The sequence below is a fragment of the Pseudocolwellia antarctica genome (assembly GCF_049933045.1).
In the GTDB taxonomy this organism is placed as follows: domain Bacteria; phylum Pseudomonadota; class Gammaproteobacteria; order Enterobacterales; family Alteromonadaceae; genus Pseudocolwellia.
In genome coordinates this window covers 3,173,832-3,193,394 of sequence record NZ_CP187926.1, presented here as the reverse complement: position 1 = coordinate 3,193,394, position 19,563 = coordinate 3,173,832, and the positions used below count along the sequence as shown (strand labels likewise).

The 19,563-nt window shown below is 35.8% G+C and carries 22 protein-coding genes; all 22 read left to right on the top strand.

What is annotated here, in order from left to right; all coding sequences use genetic code 11:
* The first annotated feature begins 12 nt into the window (after nucleotides 1-12).
* Nucleotides 13-465, top strand: coding sequence for a 50S ribosomal protein L9 (gene rplI, locus ACPUVN_RS13795; RefSeq protein ID WP_426369262.1), 453 nt, complete (start codon nucleotides 13-15; stop codon nucleotides 463-465).
* Between the two features lie 309 nt (nucleotides 466-774).
* Entirely contained in the window at nucleotides 775-1,674 is a 900-nt protein-coding gene (locus tag ACPUVN_RS13790) for a hypothetical protein (RefSeq protein ID WP_426359754.1), read from the top strand.
* On the top strand, nucleotides 1,671-2,294 hold the full coding sequence (locus ACPUVN_RS13785) for a PilN domain-containing protein (RefSeq protein ID WP_426359755.1): 624 nt from the start codon (nucleotides 1,671-1,673) through the stop codon (nucleotides 2,292-2,294). The genes ACPUVN_RS13790 and ACPUVN_RS13785 overlap by 4 nt, the downstream gene beginning before the upstream one ends.
* Nucleotides 2,287-3,003, top strand: coding sequence for a hypothetical protein (locus tag ACPUVN_RS13780; protein ID WP_426359756.1), 717 nt, complete (start codon nucleotides 2,287-2,289; stop codon nucleotides 3,001-3,003). The genes ACPUVN_RS13785 and ACPUVN_RS13780 overlap by 8 nt, the downstream gene beginning before the upstream one ends.
* Nucleotides 2,996-3,307, top strand: a complete 312-nt coding sequence (locus ACPUVN_RS13775; RefSeq protein ID WP_426359757.1) for a hypothetical protein — start codon at nucleotides 2,996-2,998, stop codon at nucleotides 3,305-3,307. Before ACPUVN_RS13780 ends, ACPUVN_RS13775 begins: the two co-directional genes overlap by 8 nt.
* 20 nt (nucleotides 3,308-3,327) lie before the next feature.
* On the top strand, nucleotides 3,328-5,046 hold the full coding sequence (mshL, locus tag ACPUVN_RS13770) for a pilus (MSHA type) biogenesis protein MshL (protein ID WP_426369261.1): 1,719 nt from the start codon (nucleotides 3,328-3,330) through the stop codon (nucleotides 5,044-5,046).
* A gap of 5 nt (nucleotides 5,047-5,051) precedes the next feature.
* Nucleotides 5,052-5,954 (top strand): ExeA family protein, encoded by a 903-nt coding sequence (locus ACPUVN_RS13765; RefSeq protein WP_426359758.1) that lies wholly within the window; start codon nucleotides 5,052-5,054, stop codon nucleotides 5,952-5,954.
* Nucleotides 5,951-7,165: a tetratricopeptide repeat protein gene (locus ACPUVN_RS13760; RefSeq protein WP_426359759.1), complete on the top strand. Its 1,215-nt coding sequence runs from the start codon at nucleotides 5,951-5,953 to the stop codon at nucleotides 7,163-7,165. The genes ACPUVN_RS13765 and ACPUVN_RS13760 overlap by 4 nt, the downstream gene beginning before the upstream one ends.
* A gap of 2 nt (nucleotides 7,166-7,167) precedes the next feature.
* Nucleotides 7,168-8,883 (top strand): GspE/PulE family protein, encoded by a 1,716-nt coding sequence (locus ACPUVN_RS13755; protein WP_426359760.1) that lies wholly within the window; start codon nucleotides 7,168-7,170, stop codon nucleotides 8,881-8,883.
* A gap of 8 nt (nucleotides 8,884-8,891) precedes the next feature.
* Nucleotides 8,892-10,130, top strand: coding sequence for a type II secretion system F family protein (locus ACPUVN_RS13750; protein WP_426359761.1), 1,239 nt, complete (start codon nucleotides 8,892-8,894; stop codon nucleotides 10,128-10,130).
* Between the two features lie 34 nt (nucleotides 10,131-10,164).
* Complete coding sequence (locus ACPUVN_RS13745) at nucleotides 10,165-10,665, top strand: hypothetical protein (RefSeq protein WP_426359762.1); 501 nt, start codon at nucleotides 10,165-10,167, stop codon at nucleotides 10,663-10,665.
* A 102-nt stretch (nucleotides 10,666-10,767) separates the two neighbouring features.
* Nucleotides 10,768-11,391, top strand: a complete 624-nt coding sequence (locus ACPUVN_RS13740) for a type II secretion system protein (protein ID WP_426359763.1) — start codon at nucleotides 10,768-10,770, stop codon at nucleotides 11,389-11,391.
* A 52-nt stretch (nucleotides 11,392-11,443) separates the two neighbouring features.
* The gene (locus tag ACPUVN_RS13735) at nucleotides 11,444-11,941 is read left to right on the top strand and encodes a type II secretion system protein (protein ID WP_426369260.1); all 498 of its coding nucleotides are present in this window, start codon (nucleotides 11,444-11,446) and stop codon (nucleotides 11,939-11,941) included.
* A gap of 174 nt (nucleotides 11,942-12,115) precedes the next feature.
* Entirely contained in the window at nucleotides 12,116-12,643 is a 528-nt protein-coding gene (locus tag ACPUVN_RS13730) for a type II secretion system protein (RefSeq protein ID WP_426369259.1), read from the top strand.
* Entirely contained in the window at nucleotides 12,633-13,208 is a 576-nt protein-coding gene (locus ACPUVN_RS13725; protein WP_426369258.1) for a type IV pilus modification PilV family protein, read from the top strand. Before ACPUVN_RS13730 ends, ACPUVN_RS13725 begins: the two co-directional genes overlap by 11 nt.
* Nucleotides 13,208-14,068, top strand: a complete 861-nt coding sequence (locus tag ACPUVN_RS13720) for a PilW family protein (protein WP_426359767.1) — start codon at nucleotides 13,208-13,210, stop codon at nucleotides 14,066-14,068. The genes ACPUVN_RS13725 and ACPUVN_RS13720 overlap by 1 nt, the downstream gene beginning before the upstream one ends.
* Nucleotides 14,058-14,528, top strand: a complete 471-nt coding sequence (locus ACPUVN_RS13715) for a hypothetical protein (protein WP_426359768.1) — start codon at nucleotides 14,058-14,060, stop codon at nucleotides 14,526-14,528. Before ACPUVN_RS13720 ends, ACPUVN_RS13715 begins: the two co-directional genes overlap by 11 nt.
* A 345-nt stretch (nucleotides 14,529-14,873) precedes the next feature.
* Nucleotides 14,874-15,917: a rod shape-determining protein gene (locus tag ACPUVN_RS13710; protein WP_426359769.1), complete on the top strand. Its 1,044-nt coding sequence runs from the start codon at nucleotides 14,874-14,876 to the stop codon at nucleotides 15,915-15,917.
* A 43-nt stretch (nucleotides 15,918-15,960) separates the two neighbouring features.
* Nucleotides 15,961-16,905: a rod shape-determining protein MreC gene (gene mreC / locus ACPUVN_RS13705; protein WP_426359770.1), complete on the top strand. Its 945-nt coding sequence runs from the start codon at nucleotides 15,961-15,963 to the stop codon at nucleotides 16,903-16,905.
* Nucleotides 16,892-17,371 (top strand): rod shape-determining protein MreD, encoded by a 480-nt coding sequence (gene mreD, locus ACPUVN_RS13700; RefSeq protein ID WP_304367848.1) that lies wholly within the window; start codon nucleotides 16,892-16,894, stop codon nucleotides 17,369-17,371. The genes mreC and mreD overlap by 14 nt, the downstream gene beginning before the upstream one ends.
* A gap of 42 nt (nucleotides 17,372-17,413) precedes the next feature.
* Nucleotides 17,414-18,028, top strand: a complete 615-nt coding sequence (locus tag ACPUVN_RS13695) for a Maf family protein (protein ID WP_426359771.1) — start codon at nucleotides 17,414-17,416, stop codon at nucleotides 18,026-18,028.
* Entirely contained in the window at nucleotides 18,025-19,503 is a 1,479-nt protein-coding gene (gene rng, locus ACPUVN_RS13690; RefSeq protein ID WP_426359772.1) for a ribonuclease G, read from the top strand. The genes ACPUVN_RS13695 and rng overlap by 4 nt, the downstream gene beginning before the upstream one ends.
* Nucleotides 19,504-19,563: the final 60 nt, after the last annotated feature.

Sequence of the window (19,563 nt, the reverse complement as noted above, 5' to 3'; positions counted from 1 at the left end):
GGGGTTTTGAAAATGGAAGTAATCCTTCTTGATAAAATCGCCAAATTAGGCGGCCTTGGTGACAAGGTAACAGTTAAGTCTGGCTACGCGCGTAACTACTTATTACCTAAAGGTAAGGCAGTATTTGCATCTTCAGCTAACGTTGAGCACTTTGAAGCTCGTCGCGCTGAATTAGAAGCTAAATTAGCTGAAACTTTAACAGCTGCTGAAGCTCGTGCTGTTAAGTTAACTGAACTTGCTGAAGTTACTATCGCATCTAAAGCTGGTGAAGAAGGTAAATTATTCGGTTCTATAGGTACTCGTGACATCGCTGATGCAATTTCAGAAGCTGGTGTTGCAGTAGTTAAAGCTGAAGTACGTTTACCATTAGGCTCTATACGCGAAACTGGTGAATTCGATATCGTAATTCACTTACATAATGATGTTGATTCAAGTATCAAAATCATTGTTATCGCTGAAGCATAATTTAAAAACTATTTAGTTAGTTCTTAAATTAAAAACCGTATTGTGAATAACAATACGGTTTTTTTATGTCCAAAATTTCAAAAAAATCCATTTTTATCAGAAAAAATCTGCGTATTTAAGAAATTTACGTTACAGTTAACAGTAGGTTTTTGAAATATACGTAAATTATCAATTTAATTATTTTCTATGTAGTTAATTTAACTTTTATTAAAGTCAGGCAATAAGTTTATTAAAAACTTGCGCCAGTTAACGAATAGAGGATAATGGAAATTAGTTAATTCGTTATAAATAAACAATAAAAATATAAAAATGTCATTTATACATAAAATTAATAAACTATTTTCTAAAAATAAATCTAACGATATTATAGGCGTGAGTTTACAGCCTGATTCGTTATCTTATTGCTATCGCCCATTAAACGCCTCTCCCGTTTGTCAAAATATTGCTAAGCCAAATATATCTGCTTCATTTTCGGCTTTGGCTGATGAAGTTGATGGTAATGGACTTTGTCATATCGTTTTATCTGCAGGCCAATATCAGATTGTACAAGTAGATAAACCTAATGTGCCTGATACTGAAATTAATGCCGCATTAAAATGGCATGTGAAAGACCTAGTCCCGTTTAAACCTGAAAATATGGTTTTAGATTACTTTGATGGTCCGCAGTTATCGAATAATGTCGCCAAAATTAATGTTGTGTGCGCTGATCTTACTGAACTAAGTGCCATTGTTGAACAGGTTTCTAAAAACCAATTAGATGTGGCTTTAATTACAACAGTCGAATTCGCCTTTGCACAATTAATTCCTGAAAGTGATGTTGCTACGCTACTTGTATGTCAGCATGCTAATGAAGACCTTTTAATATTAATTATTAAACAAGGTAAAATCTTCTTTCAAAGACGTATACGTGGCTTAGCTCAGATTTCGCATAAAACTGAAGAAGAACTTGTTATGGGTCCAGTCGACATGTTGAGCTTGGAAATACAGCGTTCTACCGATTATTTTGAAAGGCAATTAAAGCAAGCGCCGATCAAAGAAATTCAAGTTATTTTACCTATGGATAACGAAGCCTTTTTAGTTCGAAAAATATCAGAGAATACTAACCTGCCTGTTAACCTTTTATCGATGCCAGAAGGCTTTGAGCAATACCGTAAATTTCCATGTTCTGTTGGAGCTTCTATGCTATCAAGCGAGGAGGCTAAACTATGACAGACGTAATGAGTGGTAAGCACAATATAAACCTACTTCGACCTGAGTTAATCCCAGTAAAGCCATTATGGTCTTTAAAGCGGGTTTGTATTGTTTGGGCTGTTGTAACTGTTGCTATGATTGGTTGGATTTTGTTAAGTCAAAACCAGTTACTAAAAGCCGATGAACGTTATGCTCAGCTAAAAAGTGAAAAAACTATGTTAAATGAGCAAATGGCTCGTTTAGAAAATGACTTAGAAGCACACAAACCAAGCAATAAACTAAAAAACAAAATTGACTTACTGACCTTAATATTAAATAACAAAACTCGATTACACCAAGAATTAACCGATACCACAAAAACTCAAGTAGCGGGTTTTGCACAGTCGATGACAGAATTATCTCAAAATCATCATAAAGGTATTAGCTTATCGGAAGTTCGTATCAATAACGATGCTATGGTTTTCTCAGGCTTAACTAAAAACCCACAATCTGTTCCTGCCTGGTTAGCGGGCTTTGAGAATTCAACCTTTTTGTCAGGTAAACGTTTTATTAACTTTGTGATGCAAGAGAACGACGATCAAGTGATTGAATTTACAGTAAGCTCTAAAGGTGATTTGGGGACTTTAAAAGATGAGTAAATGGCAAGAATATTCAGATAAGTTTGAAAGCATCTCATCAAGAGAACAGTACTTAATATTATTTACAGGTTTAGTTGCTGTAATATTTATCTCTTTTAGTTTGTTTATTGATTCGTCCTTAATTCAAACTGAAGATATTAACAAAAAATCTAAAAGCTTAATTACTGAAAATAAATCAATTAAATCATCAGTCTCTATTTTTGAAGAAGCATTAACTCTAGATCCTAATAAAACATTAAATAAGCAAATATTATCTTATGAAGCTAAAGTAAAAGAAGTCGATGATAAGTTATTATTATTGACCTCTGAGTTGATTGATCCTATTCAGATGCGTTTTGCACTACTTGATATGCTTAGAGTGCAAAAAGGTGTTTCACTTATTTCTTTTGAATTACTTGGTGCCAAACCTTTAATGAATAAAGATGGTGATTTAGCTGATAAAAATAATAAAGAAGAACAGGTTACAGCCGATAACGTATTAGAAGGCGGTGCGGAAGCAGAGCCTACGATAAATTTATATCAACACGGTATTCGACTTAAGTTAACAGGTAAGTATTTTCAACTGCGTGATTACTTAACTCAATTAGAAGCTATGTCGTGGAAATTCTTTTGGAAAGACTTCCGTTACAAAATTAAAGAATACCCATTAGGTGAACTTGAAATCGAACTATATAGCTTAAGCGTGAATGAGGAGTTCATAGGTGTATAAATTTTTATTAACGACCCTATTAGTCACTTTTTCACTACAAAGCCAAGCACAGGATATAGATCCTACTAAGCCTTTATCTGGGTCTAGTAGTGTAAGTAAAGTAGAAAATAAAAAAAGTCTAACACTAGAAACTATTATTTATAGCGATAAAAATAAATCTGCAATTATAAGTGGAAAGTTAATGAAGTTAGGTGATTACATTGGTGAGCATGAGCTAATCATTGTTAATGCTTCACATGTGATATTACGCTTAGACGAAGAGCGCATAAAATTATCAATGTTTTCTAATATTGTAACTAAATAACTATGAAAAGAAACAATCATATGAAATTGTCAAAATTGAGTTTAAATAACTGTTTAATTTCCCTTTTATCTATAACGACATTTGGTTGCCAAACAGTTCCAGATGCGCCAACAGCGATCAATAATGAATTAGATAAAGCAATTGAAGAGTCCACTCAGCGTAAAGCTCCTAAGCCATTAACTCAATTACCTAGTTCGGTTCAACAAGAATTAATGCAGCAAAGTATGCAAACTGCAAAGAATGGTTTGTTAGCTGAAAAACGCTTAGAGATTGCTGCAAGTGATGTACAAGCACGCGACTTCTTTGCAGCCTTGGTGGATGATTCTTCATATAGCATAGCCGTACATCCTGATGTTGAAGGTACGATTACCTTGCATTTAAAAGAAGTTACGATTCAAGAAACTTTAGATGTTATCGAAGAACTTTATGGTTTTGATATTCGCCGCCAAGGTAATATTATTCAAGTGTATGCTGCCGGTATGCGTACAGAAACTATGCCTTTAGATTACCTTTTTGTGTCTCGTAGTGGTACTTCAAGCATGAATGTAAATTCAGGTGGCGTTTCAGAAAATGATCCTAACTCGGGTGGCTCTTCAAATGGCAGTAATTCAAGTAACAACAGCAATAGTTCGAATAATCAAAATAATAACAGCCAAAATAATCAAAGCAGTAATAGTAGCAGCGGTACTAATATCTATACCAGCAATGAATCTAATTACTGGGAAGAGTTAAAAGAGAATTTAGCTTCTTTAATTGGTGTTTCGGGTGAAAATGGTTTAGATAGTGGAGGGCGTTCGGTTATTGTTTCTCCTCAGGCTGGATTAGTAACAGTACGTGCGTTACCTAGTGAACTGGCTGCAGTTAAGAAGTTTTTAAGTGACTCTCAAGAGCACTTACGCAGACAAGTTATTATTGAAGCCAAAATTATGGAAGTTACCCTTAATGATGATTATCAACAAGGGGTTAAGTGGGACCAAGTATTAGGTAGTGTGGGCTCAACAGATCTTGCTTTTCAAACAACAGGTAATATTGTTGGTAATGCAATATCAGCGACTCTTGGTGGCATAAGTGGATTGAGTTTTACTAATGCGGACTTTTCGGGCGTTATAGAATTATTGTCTACTCAAGGTAATGTTCAAGTTTTATCAAGCCCTCGTATTACAGCAACGAACAATCAAAAAGCGGTTATTAAAGTAGGTGAAGATGAGTACTTCGTTACAGAAATATCATCAACCACCACAACAGGTACTGCAACAACTACCACACCTGAAATACAATTAACGCCATTCTTTTCGGGTATAGCATTAGACGTTACTCCACAAATTGATAAAAACGGTGAAGTTATATTACATGTTCACCCATCAGTAACCCTTACTGATGAGCAAACTAAAACTATTAGAATAGGCGATGATACTTATTCACTACCATTAGCACAAAGTAGTGTTCGTGAATCAGACACTATTATTCGTGCTAAATCAGGTGAAATAGTTGTTATAGGTGGTTTAATTGAATCACGTAAAGTGGATATGGAATCTAAAACACCGTTACTTGGTGATATCCCATTTTTAGGTGAATTATTTAAGAGTAAAAGTGAAACGACTCAGAAGAAAGAATTAATCATTATGCTTAAACCTATAGTGGTTGATCAAAATACATGGAAAACACAATTGCAGGACGCTAGAGCTTTGTTAAAACAATGGTTCCCTGAAGAAGTTGAAAAAACAAATAGCGAACAGTAAAAGTAATGTATCTGTACCATTTTGGTTTACGTGAGTTACCTTTCACACTAACACCAAACACTAACTTTTTTTTAGGACTAGAGCCTCACAACGAGGCTTTAGCTGTTTTACTTACAGCACTTAAAACAGGTGAAGGTTTCATCAAAGTGATTGGTGAAGTAGGTACGGGGAAAACCTTATTATGCAGAAAACTATTAAACGAAATTCCTGAGCATTTTGTTACCGCATACATTCCAGACCCTTATTTGAAACCTGATGAATTAAGACGCGCTGTTGCAATTGAATTAGGTGTAAAACAAGCACAACGCATGTCAGTTCAACTGCTTACACAACGTATTCAGCAAAAGGTTATTGATTTACATAAAGAAGGTCGCTCAGTCGTTCTTATATTAGATGAAGCTCAAGCGTTACCTGAAGAAAGCTTAGAAGCTCTACGATTATTTACTAATTTAGAAACGGAAACGAGAAAGCTTTTACAAGTGGTGTTATTTGCTCAACCCGAATTAGATGAGCGCTTAAGCCAAAAAAACTTTAGACAGCTACGCCAAAGAATAACCTTTGCCTACAAATTAAGAGCCATGACGAGTAGTGAAGTTGAGCGCTACATTGAGCATCGATTACATGTTGCAGGCTACAAAGGGGCCACTTTGTTTAATACAAACCTTTGTAAAAAAATAGCTAAAGCAACGCAAGGTATTCCAAGGTTAGTTAACATTTTATGCCATAAAATGTTAATGCTAACTTATGGGCAAGGACATTATCAAATTAATACAAAACATTTGAAAGCAGCCATCGATGATACAGAAGATACATCTTTGTCTACTATAAATTTTATGTGGATCTTCACAAGTACATTACTTATTGCAGGTGTGGTTAGCGCTTATTTATTTTGGAGACATCAAGCGTGAGTGTTATTAATCAAATGCTAAAAGAGCTAGAGGAGAGAAACGATCCTCAAGGCAATAATTCAAATGTATCTGTATCACAAGGGCAACCTGCAGCTTTGTCTAAAGTTAAAATAATGTTGATCATATTACTCATTATTTTAATTAATATAGGCGGTATTTATGGCTGGAGTTTATATTCTGAGAATCAAACATTAAAACAATCGGTTTATGACAATTCACAATCTGTTGTTGAAGATACACAAAGAAATTCAGTTGAAAATATACAGGCAAAGACTTTACCGAGTGAGCAACAAAACATAAAGCCAGAGCTTGCTTTTAATGTTCAAAAATCGCTTAAAGACACTATTGAAGTAACGTCAATTGAAACAGCCAAAAAAGTCACTGAACAAAAAACGGTTTCAACAACTGAACTGACAGCTAAACCAGAAATTAAACAAGCCGCGGATATTGCCTACCAAGCACCTGTAGCTAAAACTCAGACGGAATCGCTTAAATCATTTCAGTTGGTCAGTGAAAAAGAAAATATGGTTATTACACCATTAAACGATAATATGAATTATCAACGTAAGATAGAACCAGCAACTGAAACACCCGCACCACAACAGAAGCAAGCTTCATTAAGTATATCTCGCAGTCATTTATCTGCAGAGCGTGTTGTGCAAAATAAGTTACAAAAAGCTGAGCGTGCAATAACCGATAATGAAGTGACGAAAGCTGAAAAATTATTTGAAGAGGTCTTGCTTATTCAGCCAGACCATAACGATGCTCGAAAACAGCTATCGGCATTATGGTTTGGTCGTAAACTTTACCGCCCAGCATTAAATTTACTATCTCAAGGAATGGATATATATCCTGATGATATAGATTTCAGATTAATGAAAGCGCGTATTTTATTAAATCAAAACAACAATAAAGAAGCGCTATATGTATTAAATGGTTTCGCTACCGCTCAACATGTAGAGTATCAAGTGTTGCTAGCAAATACGGCACAAATGGTGGGTAATTCAGATAGTGCTATTTTAGCTTATCGTCAGCTCGTTAATTTAGAGCCTCATCAAGGTAAGTGGTGGATGGGACTCGGTGTTGAACTTGATCGTGATAGCCAATTCGAAAAAGCAAAATTAGCATATAAAACGGCTTTGTCCACTCAGAGTTTATCCAATAATTCTGCTCAATTTATCAGACAAAGAATGTCAGAGTTAGGAGAATAATAATGGCCGCACCTAAATTAAAAATGCGATTGGGTGATTTATTAGTACATGAACATATTGTGACTAATGAACAACTAATGCAGGCATTAAACAGCCAAAAATCTACAGGTAGAAAACTCGGTGATACGCTGATTGAGCTAGGTCACATTGGTGAAAAACAATTACTTGAGTTTTTAGCTCAGCAACTTGGTGTTCCATTTCTTGATATTAGCCAAAGGCGTATTCCATCAGAAGTCGCTTCATTATTACCTGAAGTACATGCCCGACGTTTACGTGCATTAATTATTGAAGACTTAGGTGAATCTGTACTTATAGGTATGAGTGATCCTGCCGATTTAGGTGGGTTAGACCAGCTTGAGCAAATGCTCGCACCTAAACGCTTAGAGTTAGCCGTTGTTATGGAATCACAGCTTTTTGAAGCTTTTGATGGCCTATATCGTAAAACAGCTGATATTGAATCGTTTGCGAGTCAGCTAGAAGAAGAATACGATCAAACAGCTGATTTTAACTTAACCACTTCTTTTGGTGATGAAGGCGGCGACGCTACAGTAGGTAAGTTATTACAATCAGTATTTGAAGATGCAATTCAAATGCGTGCTTCAGATATTCATATCGAACCTGATGAAAACCAATTACGTATTCGTCAACGTATTGATGGCGTTTTACAAGAGAACATTCTTAAAGAAAACAAAATTGCCTCCGCCATGGTTTTACGTTTGAAATTAATGGCTGGTCTAGATATTTCAGAAAAACGCTTACCGCAAGATGGTCGTTTTAACTTACAAATAAGTGGTCATAATGTTGATGTTCGTATGTCAACAATGCCTGTTCAGCATGGTGAATCCGTAGTAATGCGTTTGCTTGATCAAACAGCAGGACTACTGACTTTTGATGAAACAGGTATGCCAGCAGATTTAATTGCACGTATACGTCATCAAATTAGCCGACCGCATGGCATGGTGTTAGTTACTGGACCAACAGGTAGTGGTAAAACAACAACTCTTTATGCAGCCTTGAGTGAATTAAATCAATCAAGTAAAAAAATTATTACTGTTGAAGATCCCGTTGAGTATCGATTACCTCGTGTTAATCAGGTTCAAATTAACAGTAAAATAGATTTAACCTTTTCGGCTGTACTAAGAACCGCATTACGACAAGATCCCGATATTATTATGATTGGGGAAATGCGAGACAAAGAAACAGTAGAAATTGGCTTAAGAGGCGCATTAACTGGTCATTTAGTATTATCTACATTACATACCAACGATGCTATAACCAGCGCGCTAAGATTAATTGATATGGGCGCAGCAGGTTTCTTAGTTGGGAGTTCGTTAAGAGCGATTATTGCTCAACGATTAGTGAGAAAAGTATGTGATAGCTGTGCGATTGATTATGAACCTAACAGCCAAGAAAAGTTATGGTTGACTAACCTAGTAGATGAGAGTGCAACATCACACCAATTTAAACATGGTAAAGGTTGTCAAAGTTGCCAATACACAGGCTATAAAGGTCGAATTGGTGTATTTGAATTACTTGAAATGAATGAGCCCATGATGACGGCACTTAAAAAAGATGATTCAGAAGGTTTTGCAAACTTAGCTAAGGCTAACCCAACCTTCACACCATTGGCTATGGCTGCTTTTGATTATGCTACTCAAGGGGTCACAAGTGTAGAAGAAGTTCTTCGATTAGTTGAAACCGTAGATGTGGCTGGGTAAACAATAATATGGCAGCGTATAGTTATATTGGTCGAGACGCTAAAGGCTCTCAAATTAAAGGAAAGCTTGAAGCTAAAAGCTCTGCAGCAGCAGCAGAGCAGCTTTCTCGCCAACAAATTATACCTATTTCTATTGAAGTGGCTAAAGGTAATGGAAAAGAAACGAGCCTGGCTCAGATAGATATAAATGAATTACTCGGCTTTGAGTTAGTTTCATTAGACGACCTCATCATCTTTTGTCGTCAAATGTATGCATTGATGCGTTCAGGTGTACCAATATTACGCGCAATAAACGGTATGGCTGACTCTACGACTTCTGAGAAACTTAAAGCTGCGTTAATGACTGTTTCAGATCAACTTGAAGGTGGTTATACACTTTCGACAGCTTTAAACCAGCATCCTAAGATTTTTCCACCGTTATTTATCTCTCTTATTCATGTGGGAGAAAATACAGGTAAATTAGATGATGCGTTTGCTAAGTTAGCCAGCTACTTTGATCGCGAACAAGAAACGCGTAAAAGAATTAAAAGTGCCTTACGTTATCCATCATTTGTACTTATAGCAATTGTTATGGCTATGGTCATTCTGAATATTTTTGTTGTACCTACATTCGCGAACATGTTTACTAAATTAGGCGCAGACTTACCTGTGGCGACTAAGATATTGATCGCCAGCTCAGACTTCTTTCTCAATTATTGGCCTCACTTATTAATTGGCTGTGTATTTGCTTTTTTTGGGATTCGTCATTACGTGCAAACAGATAAAGGCAGATACTGGTGGGATAAACGCAAAGTTAATTTACCTATAGTAGGTAGTATTATAGAACGTTCAATTTTATCAAGGTTCTCTCATAGTTTTGCCATTGTATTACGTGCGGGTGTGCCTATGACATCAGGGCTGAATTTAGTATCAGATGCTGTTGATAACAGTTATATGAAAGAAAAAATATTAACCATGCGTAAGTCAATTGAAAGTGGTGAAAGCCTTTTAAGATCTGCAGTCTCAAGTAGTTTGTTTACGTCACTCGTATTACAAATGATCGCAGTTGGTGAAGAAACAGGGCGCGTAGATGAACTACTTGAAGAAGTAGGTGAATACTACGAACGTGAAGTAGATTACGAACTCGGTAATTTAACTGCGAAGATTGAGCCTATTATGATAATGATTGTTGCAGGAATGGTACTCATACTTGCTCTAGGTATATTTACACCAATGTGGGATATGATGTCAGCATTCCAAGGTAAATAATGATAAATACAGCTTTTATAATTAAAGAGTAGCTATGTATAAACATAAAGCTTCCAATAAAAAACAAAGAACATTAGCCGAAATCGTGATAATTGTTGTTTTGTTAGCTATATTAATGATGAGCTTTATTCATTATTTCTTTAAACAAGAAGATCAACTAAAACAAGTAGGGTTTAATAAAGTAACTCAAAGCTTTGCAGGTAAAGTAACGGCAGTTCACGCGCAATGGTTTATGGATAAGCAGCCTAATATTGTTAAAGCGGTTTTTGATAATAAAGTTCAGCCTATAAAAGTAAATAGTAAAGGTTGGATAGATACAACAGATGATGATCTTGCTTGCGCAAAAATCTGGGACATAGTGATCATGGAGCCTATGGTACTAATGAAAATGCCCATAGCCGCTGTAGAAGTTAAAAAGCATAATATGGACATAGGTAGAATTTGCCAATTTGAATTACCCTTGGGTGAATATTTTCAATATAACTCACAAAATGGCAAAGTTAGCGGTACATTATCTCGAAATGATGAGCCGTGAAAATTATATATTGAAACAAATATACTTACCCTATAGGGTAACGTAGTATTGTAAGTAAATCGTTGTTACAATTAATTTAATGATAAAAGTTATGGTGTTATGATGAAAAAACAGTCTGGTTTTACACTAATAGAATTAGTGATTGTGGTTGCTATTTTAGGTTTCTTAGCAGCAACTGCTATCCCTAGATTCCTTGATTTAACAGATCAAGCTAAACAAGCTAATATTGAAGGTATGGCTGGTGGTTTTGCTACCGCAGTTTCTCTCGCAAGAGCGCAATGGGAAGCTGAAGCCCGACCAACAGATACAACCAACCGAAATGTTGTTGATTACGATGGCACATTTGTTCTTCTAACCACACAAAATACAACCGAAGGCATTCGTGCAGGTTATATTGTTAGCTCTGTTTCAGGGGTAAACAATGGAAACACGTTAGCAGCAGGCTTTACTGAAGCTAATTGTTTAGACGTATTAAATAGTATATTGCAACAACCACCAAGAGCCACAACATCTATTACAACATTGAATGATGTTAACTCTACTGATTACTATGTTACTAATTCAGGAAGTGACGCTGATTCTTTATGTCATTACTTCTTAAAAGAAACATTAAATAAGAATGCTTCAGGAGAATTTGTAGTTCCATCTGGAACAATAACTGAAGTGGGCAATAGCTTTACGTATAAACCAGCAACAAGTGAAATTGTTGTCTATATAAATATTTAACTGTAATTAAAACAAAAAACATAATAATCACTTTTTAACTGTAGGTACTTTTATGAAAATAATAAATCAATCTCCTCTAAAAACTCAGCAAGGTTTTACACTAATTGAGTTAGTTGTTGTCATCGTTATTTTAGGTATTTTAGCTGCAACAGCAGCACCTAAATTTATCGATTTAACGGGTGATGCTAAAGCGTCAACCATTAAAGCAGTAAGAGGCTCGGTAGAAAGTGCCACAACTATGGTGCACGCTAAGGTTTTAGTGAAAGGGGCAACAGCAGCAACAACAGTGGATATTGATGATTCAACAACAATAGCTATAGTAAATGGTTGGCCATCAGCTACAACTGAAGTATGGGATGAAGTATTAGACCTAAGCTCTGATGATTTTATATCTATAGATGATGCTGGTAAAATTGTTTGGTACCCAACACAAGACACTCCACATGCTGATATTGATGATGCTGAAGATGCTAAGTGTTTTGTTTCTTATACAGATAGCACGAGCTCCGATACAAGACCAGTTATAACTGTCGATACGGATGACTGTTAATTTTCTATAATATTTTTTATATAAGAAGAGAGCATAGGCTCTCTTTTTTTTATTCATTTTTTAGGTTGATATGGCGTTTAATAAATTACTAGCTGATATTTCTTGGATTCAAGATACTAATTTATGTACTATCATTGTACTAACTATTAAGAAAGTTTTTCATTTGTTATGTCTATGAATAATAAAAATAACATTCCATTTACTTTGCAATCGCGCATTAAAACTTTTATAGGTTCAAAAAATAGAGCTAATAAAGGTTTTACCATTATAGAGTTAGTACTCGTTATTGTACTTATGGGGATTTTAGCCGTTACCGTTGCGCCTAAAATGTTTAATTCTGAAGGATTTGAAGAATACGCTTACCAAGCCGAGTTAGTTTCTACATTAAGAAACATTCAGCTACGTGCAATGCAGCAAACAGAAGATTATGTTACTACCAATGGAGATGGTTGTCATACCGTTGTTGTTGCCTCAAAAAAAGTATCAGTAAGTGCTAGTTGTAATATTAATACTGATAACTTGGATGTGCCGACGGTTGAAATAGATAATGCTCATAGCCTGTCATTTTCTCCTGTGATGTCATTTACCTTTGACTCAATGGGCAGACCTACTTCCTGCAACAACCCGTGTCAAATTCAGCTTGTCGCTAACGATAACTTAAGTGTGGTTATAGAGTCAGAAGGTTTTATTCATGCACAATAAAAAAGCATCAGGCTTTACCCTTATTGAGCTTGTTATTGGCATAGTGGTGTTATCTATTTCATTCACAGTGCTTTTTCAAATGATCTTGCCTACAGCCACGCAAGGCGCAACACAAATACATCAAATTAGAGCCGCTGAATTAGGTCAATCCATAATGAGCGAAATTATGGGTAAAGCTTTTGATGATAACTCAGATATGATGGGTGGAATGCTTCGTTGTGGAGAAGACGCAGATAAAGATGGCAATGTTGATCAAACGTGTACGGTTATTTCTGGTGATGAAACTGATAGTGAAGAAGGAAATAATAGAAGCTTATTTGATGACGTAGATGATTATAATTACTATCTTAATAATTCACTTATTGAAGACTCATTAAGTAGTAACTCTGATACAGCACTCGCTGATCTTTACAAAGGTTTTACAGTAAATATAAATGTCATCAATGATGGTAATTATGATGGTGTACCTGATAGTGACTTTAGTATTGCTAAACTTATTACTATTACGGTAACTACAGCTGAAGGTGTGGAAATAACCTTTTCAAGTTATAAGGCTAACTTCTAATGAATCGCCTATCAAAAATGAATGGCTTTACCTTAATTGAGCTGGTTACTGTTATTATTTTACTCGGCGTTTTGTCTGTAGGCATTAGTGGCTTTTTAAAGATAGGTTCAGAAATGTTTGTTGATGTGAAAAATCGCTCTGAAATTATTGCTACCGCAAGATTTTCTATGGAAAGATTAAATCGTGAGTTACGCTCAGCATTACCTAATAGTGTGATGAGTAATCCGACTACGGGTTTTCATACTTCAGAAATTCAATGTATTCAATATACGCCTATTTTAAATGCAGTACATTATTTAGATATTCCAACGAGCGATGCTAATGAGGTACAAAGTAAAACACTTTCTGTTGTTGAATTTGATTTAAATGGCTTAGTTTTAGATGGCACAAGTGACGTACAAGTTGCCGTTTATCCTCTTAATACAGCCGATATATATAACGCTAGTAGCAATAAAGTTTGGTTATTAGAAAATGCTATTATTGATGATTCAAAAGCGGTGGGTAACAGTAAACAATGGGATATTAACTTTAGTAATGATATTTTATTTGAAACCGACTCACCCACAGAACGTTTGTATTTTATTGATAGCAAAGTCAGTTATTGTGTAAGAAGAACAGAGCTAAAACGCTTTGTAGGCAATGATCCTTTTGATAATGCAACACCCGCTACTTTTTTTGACACTAACGGTGTATTAATGGCGACTGATTTACTATTTGATGCCGCTGCAGGGGAATACCCATTTAGAGTATCTGAATCAACTCAATCTAGGAATTCAACGGCATTAATTAAATTGATTTTTAGTAGAAATGAAGAGTTTGTTGTTTTTAACAATGAGGTACATATTCCAAATGCGCCATAACTCAAAAAGTATATTTAGCATGTTATTGCTTAATCAAAAGTTAAAAACTACTCAAACAGGTAGCTCATTAGTCATTGGTATTTTTATTTTAGTGATCATGTCTTTATTAGGAGCTGCATTAATTGAAATAATGGAAAGCAACGAAGATGCTTATACTTATGAAGTATTAGGGACTCGTGCCTATAACGCAGCACAATCGGGTATCCAAATCGAAATGCAGAACGTTTTTCCATTAATTGAAGCATCAGGTGGGACGCCTAGCGTTTGCGACAATAATTCTCGAGATGAATCATTCACAAGTATTGATGGGTTGAGTGGGTGTTTAGCTACATTGCAATGTTCTTCAATAACTCACGAATCATCTACCACTTATTATACTATTTCGAGTATTGGCCAGTGTGAAATTAATGGTGAAGTTACATCCAGAACCATCGAAGTTCAGGCTAAAGCAATTAATTAACTTTAATTAATTATTTAAAAGTTCACTTACTACAAATTATGTAACAAATTTTAGATTTTTCACTTCTATTTACATTCATTTTTATATTTTAATCCTTCAGTTATTGCTTATTCAGTCTATAGCGAATGTAAAATTAAAGTCCAACATGTGTCGATGTCTTTTAAAATATTATAAAAAACGAAATATTTCTGTATTTTTGAAAAAAGGTAGCACACATCCGATTGATACTGGGTTATGATTAGCAACTTAAATTTAAATTCTATTTATTTGCGTTTTTTATCATTTTAAACGTGGATAACAGCATGAGTATTTTCTTATGCAATTTGTAAAGGACATTTTCACCGTATGTTTAAAAAATTACGCGGCATGTTTTCTAATGACTTATCAATCGATTTGGGAACAGCTAACACGCTGATATATGTTAAAGATCAAGGTATCGTACTAAACGAACCTTCGGTTGTAGCTATTAGACAAGACAAATCAGGCGGTTCAAAGAGTGTAGCAGCTGTAGGTTCTGCTGCTAAGCAAATGCTAGGTAGAACACCTGGTAATATTGAAGCTATTCGTCCAATGAAAGATGGCGTTATCGCTAACTTTTTTGTTACTGAAAAAATGCTTCAACATTTTATAAAGCAAATTCACAGCAATAACTTTTTACGCCCAAGCCCAAGAGTTTTAGTGTGTGTTCCATGTGGTTCAACACAAGTTGAGCGTAGAGCAATTAAAGAGTCAGCCGAAGGTGCAGGCGCACGTGAAGTTTATCTTATAGATGAGCCAATGGCGGCAGCAATTGGTGCAGGTATGCCAGTTTCAGAAGCTACAGGTTCTATGGTTGTAGATATAGGTGGTGGTACAACTGAAGTGGGTATTATCTCACTTAACGGTGTTGTGTATTCATCATCAGTACGTATTGGCGGCGACAAATTTGACGAAGCTATTATCAACTATGTACGTCGTAATTTTGGTAGCTTAATTGGTGAAGCCACTGCTGAGCGTATCAAGCATGAAATTGGTTCAGCTTATCCTGGCGAAGAAGTCGTTGAAATTGAAGTAAGAGGACGTAACCTTGCTGAAGGTGTTCCACGTAGCTTTACGTTAAACAGCAATGAAATTTTAGAAGCACTACAAGAGCCACTAACAGGCATTGTTAGCGCGATTATGGTTGCTTTAGAGCAGTCTCCTCCAGAATTAGCATCAGACATCTCAGAAAGAGGTATGGTACTAACAGGCGGTGGTGCTTTATTAAAAGATTTAGACCGTTTATTAATGGAAGAAACAGGTATACCTGTTGTTGTAGCTGATGATCCATTAACGTGTGTTGCACGTGGCGGCGGAAAAGCCTTAGAAATGGTTGATATGCATGGCGGCGATTTATTCTCTTACGAATAACAAACCTTAGCCTCAAATATTCAGCAATGATAAAGCTATATCTATGAGCCCAATATTTAAACATGGCCCTTCTGCTCGGCACCGACTCTTGTTGGTGCTGATTTTTTCGATATTCCTGATATTTTTTGATCACTACATTAGTAGTTTTGAAACTACTCGTGGATATTTACAGTCATTTGTTAGTCCTCTTCAATATTTAGCTACAGCTCCAAAGCGCATGATGACTTGGACAGCTGAAAACCTTACTTCTCGACAAGATCTCATCGAACAAAATCAACGTTATGAAGTAGATGAATTACTTTTACGTGAACAACTCATGCAACTTTCCATGCTTGAGAAAGAAAACATCCGTTTACGCTCGTTACTTGAATCTCCTGTACGTAAAGAGACGAGAAAGATGGTTGCGGAAGTTATTGCGGTAGATAGTGACCCTTATACTCATCAAATTGTGATAAACCGTGGTGCAAATGATGGTGTTTACGAAGGGCAGGCTGTTGTTGATGAACGAGGCATTGTTGGACAAATTCAGAACGTTGGCACCATAAGTAGCCGTGTGATTTTAATTACAGATGTTACTCATGCTGTACCTGTGCGTGTAAGTCGTAACGGAATACGTATGATAGCGAATGGCATGGGGCATATAGATACATTAATACATAATTTTGTACCGCACAGTAGTGATGTAAAAACAGGTGACGTTTTAGTCACTTCAGGTTTAGGTGGCAAATACCCTGAGGGTTATCCCGTTTCAACGATTATAAAAGTGAATCAAGATGAATCTCGCGCTTTTGCTCAACTTTACAGTAAGCCTGTTGCACAAATAGATCGCTTACGTTATTTGTTATTGCTTTGGACAGGAAATGAAGCTGAAACTGCTGACGTTATCGATAATAAGAAGAGCACTAAAACGCCTGCCGAAACTGAGACAAAAGAAGTTGAAACAAAAAGTACAGACACTACTAAGGTGACCAATAATGCTAGCTCATAACGGTATTATTATTTTATTAACATTATTATTAGCGTTAATCGCTAGTATTATACCTATGCCGCTAAGTGTTGATGCCTTTAGGCCTGATTGGGTTTTAGTGGTTTTAATTTATTGGTGTTTGGCTTTACCTTCACGTGTTAACGTTATTACCGCTTGGGTATTAGGTTTTATTTTAGATGTACTTTTAGGGTCTATATTAGGTGTTCATGCTGCAGCATTAGCCATTAGTGTATTTATTATTGCTGAAAACTTTCAAAAAATTAGAAACTTCTCTATCTGGCAGCAGTCTATTATTGTAGGTGTTGTTGCTGCTTTGTACCATTTACTTGTATTTTGGATACAGCGATTTTTAACGGATGTTGTTTTTCTCCCAAGTTATTTATATCCCGTTATTACAACTATCATTTTATGGCCATGGGCACTATTTTTATTAAGAAAAATACGTCGCCATTTTCAGATTAAATAGCATCTCATAGCTACTTCTAACCAGATATAAAAAGACAACCTTATGACATTATCTTTAGTTTTAGCTTCACAATCTCCTCGCCGACAAGAATTGCTTACACAAATTGGTTATACGTTTACGTGTAAACCTGCCAATATTAATGAAGATATTAAAGGGAACGAAACACCCTTCGATTACGTTAATAGATTAGCGATTGAAAAAGCCCAAGCCTCTTATCAAAATATAGAAGAATCGCATCAAGATTCTGCTGTTGTATTAGGTTCAGATACTAGCGTAGTTTATAACGACTGTATTTTAGGAAAGCCTGCTGATCTTGATGAATGTATTGCGCAGCTGCAAATGCTATCAGGCAATACCCACCAAGTATTAACTTCTATAGCCGTAATCAGTAAAGATAAAGTACTATCAGAGGCCATAACAACAGATGTTACGTTTAAAGTCCTTAGTTTAGATGAAATTACGTGCTACTGGGAAACAGGTGAACCTCAAGACAAAGCTGGGTCTTATGGCATTCAAGGCATAGCTGCACAATTTGTTATTAATATTTCAGGTAGTTATTCCGCCGTAGTTGGTTTACCTTTATATGAAACGGCACAATTACTGTCTAAATTTGGTGTACATACGCCAATACAATGTAGATCAGAGGATAAGATATGAGTGGAGAGTTACTGGTAAACGTAACACCTAGTGAAACTCGCGTTGCACTAATCGAAAATGGCACATTACAAGAAGTTCATGTTGAACGTGAAGCTAACCGTGGCATTGTCGGTAACATATATTTAGGTAAAATCATTAGAGTTTTACCTGGAATGCAAGCTGCCTTTGTTGATATTAGTTTAGACAAAGCCGCTTTTTTGCATGCCTCTGATATTAATTCGAAACTTATTCTTAATAAAGACGATTCAGCTAATGAATCATCAAGCGATCAAGTTCCTGATATTCGTACCTTAGTTCGAGAAGGTCAGCACTTAATGGTGCAGGTTGTTAAAGAGCCTTTAGGAACTAAAGGTGCACGTTTAACTACAGATATTACTATCGCAGCACGTTACTTAGTCTTGATGCCTGAAACAGGTAGAGCAGGCATTTCGCAGCGTATTGAAGATGAAAAAGAACGTAATCGTTTGAAAAAAATCATCACACCATTTTGTGATGATGTTCATGGCTTTATTGTAAGAACAGCAGCTGAAGGTGCTTTAGAGCAAGAGCTTAAACAAGATGCTGAGTTTTTACGAAGAGTTTGGGCAAAAGTGGTTGAAAGAAAAAAGCGCAAAGTAACCAAAACCGCAATTTATCAAGATTTGTCTTTGATTTTCCGCGTATTAAGAGATTTTGTTGGTACAGAATTAGAGCGTATTCGTATCGATTCAAAGTTAACTTATGATCAAGTTATTGAGTTCACCGCAGAGTTTGCACCTAACTTAAGTCATGGTCTTGAGTATTACCCTGGTGAGCGTCCAATATTTGATTTGTTTGATGTTGAAAATGAAATACAACGAGCGTTGCACCGACGAATCGATTTAAAGTCAGGTGGCTACTTAATTATTGATCAAACAGAAGCTATGACCACGGTTGATATCAATACAGGTGCTTTTGTTGGACATCGTAATCTAGAAGAAACCATTTTCAATACAAATATAGAAGCAACACAAGCTATAGCAAGGCAACTACGTTTAAGAAACTTAGGTGGCATTATCATTGTCGATTTTATCGATATGAATGAAAAAGATCACCAACGTCGGGTTTTAAGTAGTTTAGAGAATGCTATGGCTAAAGATAATGTTAAATTTAGCATCAGTGGATTTTCAGCATTAGGGCTTGTTGAAATGACACGTAAACGTACCCGAGAAAGTCTCGAACATATTTTATGTGGAGAGTGTTCGGTTTGTGCGGGTCGTGGTCATCTAAAAACATGTGAAAGTGTTTGTTATGAAATACTCAGAGAAATTGTAAGAGTTAACCGAGCACACGATGCTGACAAGTTTATTGTTTATGCTTCTAAAGCAGTTAGTGAAGCCTTGATAAATGATGAATATCATAACTTAGCAGAGCTTGAAGTGTTTATTGGTAAGGATATTAAAATACAAACGGAACTTATGTATAATCAAGAACAGTTTGATGTTGTTATGATCTAGTTATAACTCAGCTATAATAGAGTTATAGCCGAACATTTCGTTACCACTGAGATGATATTT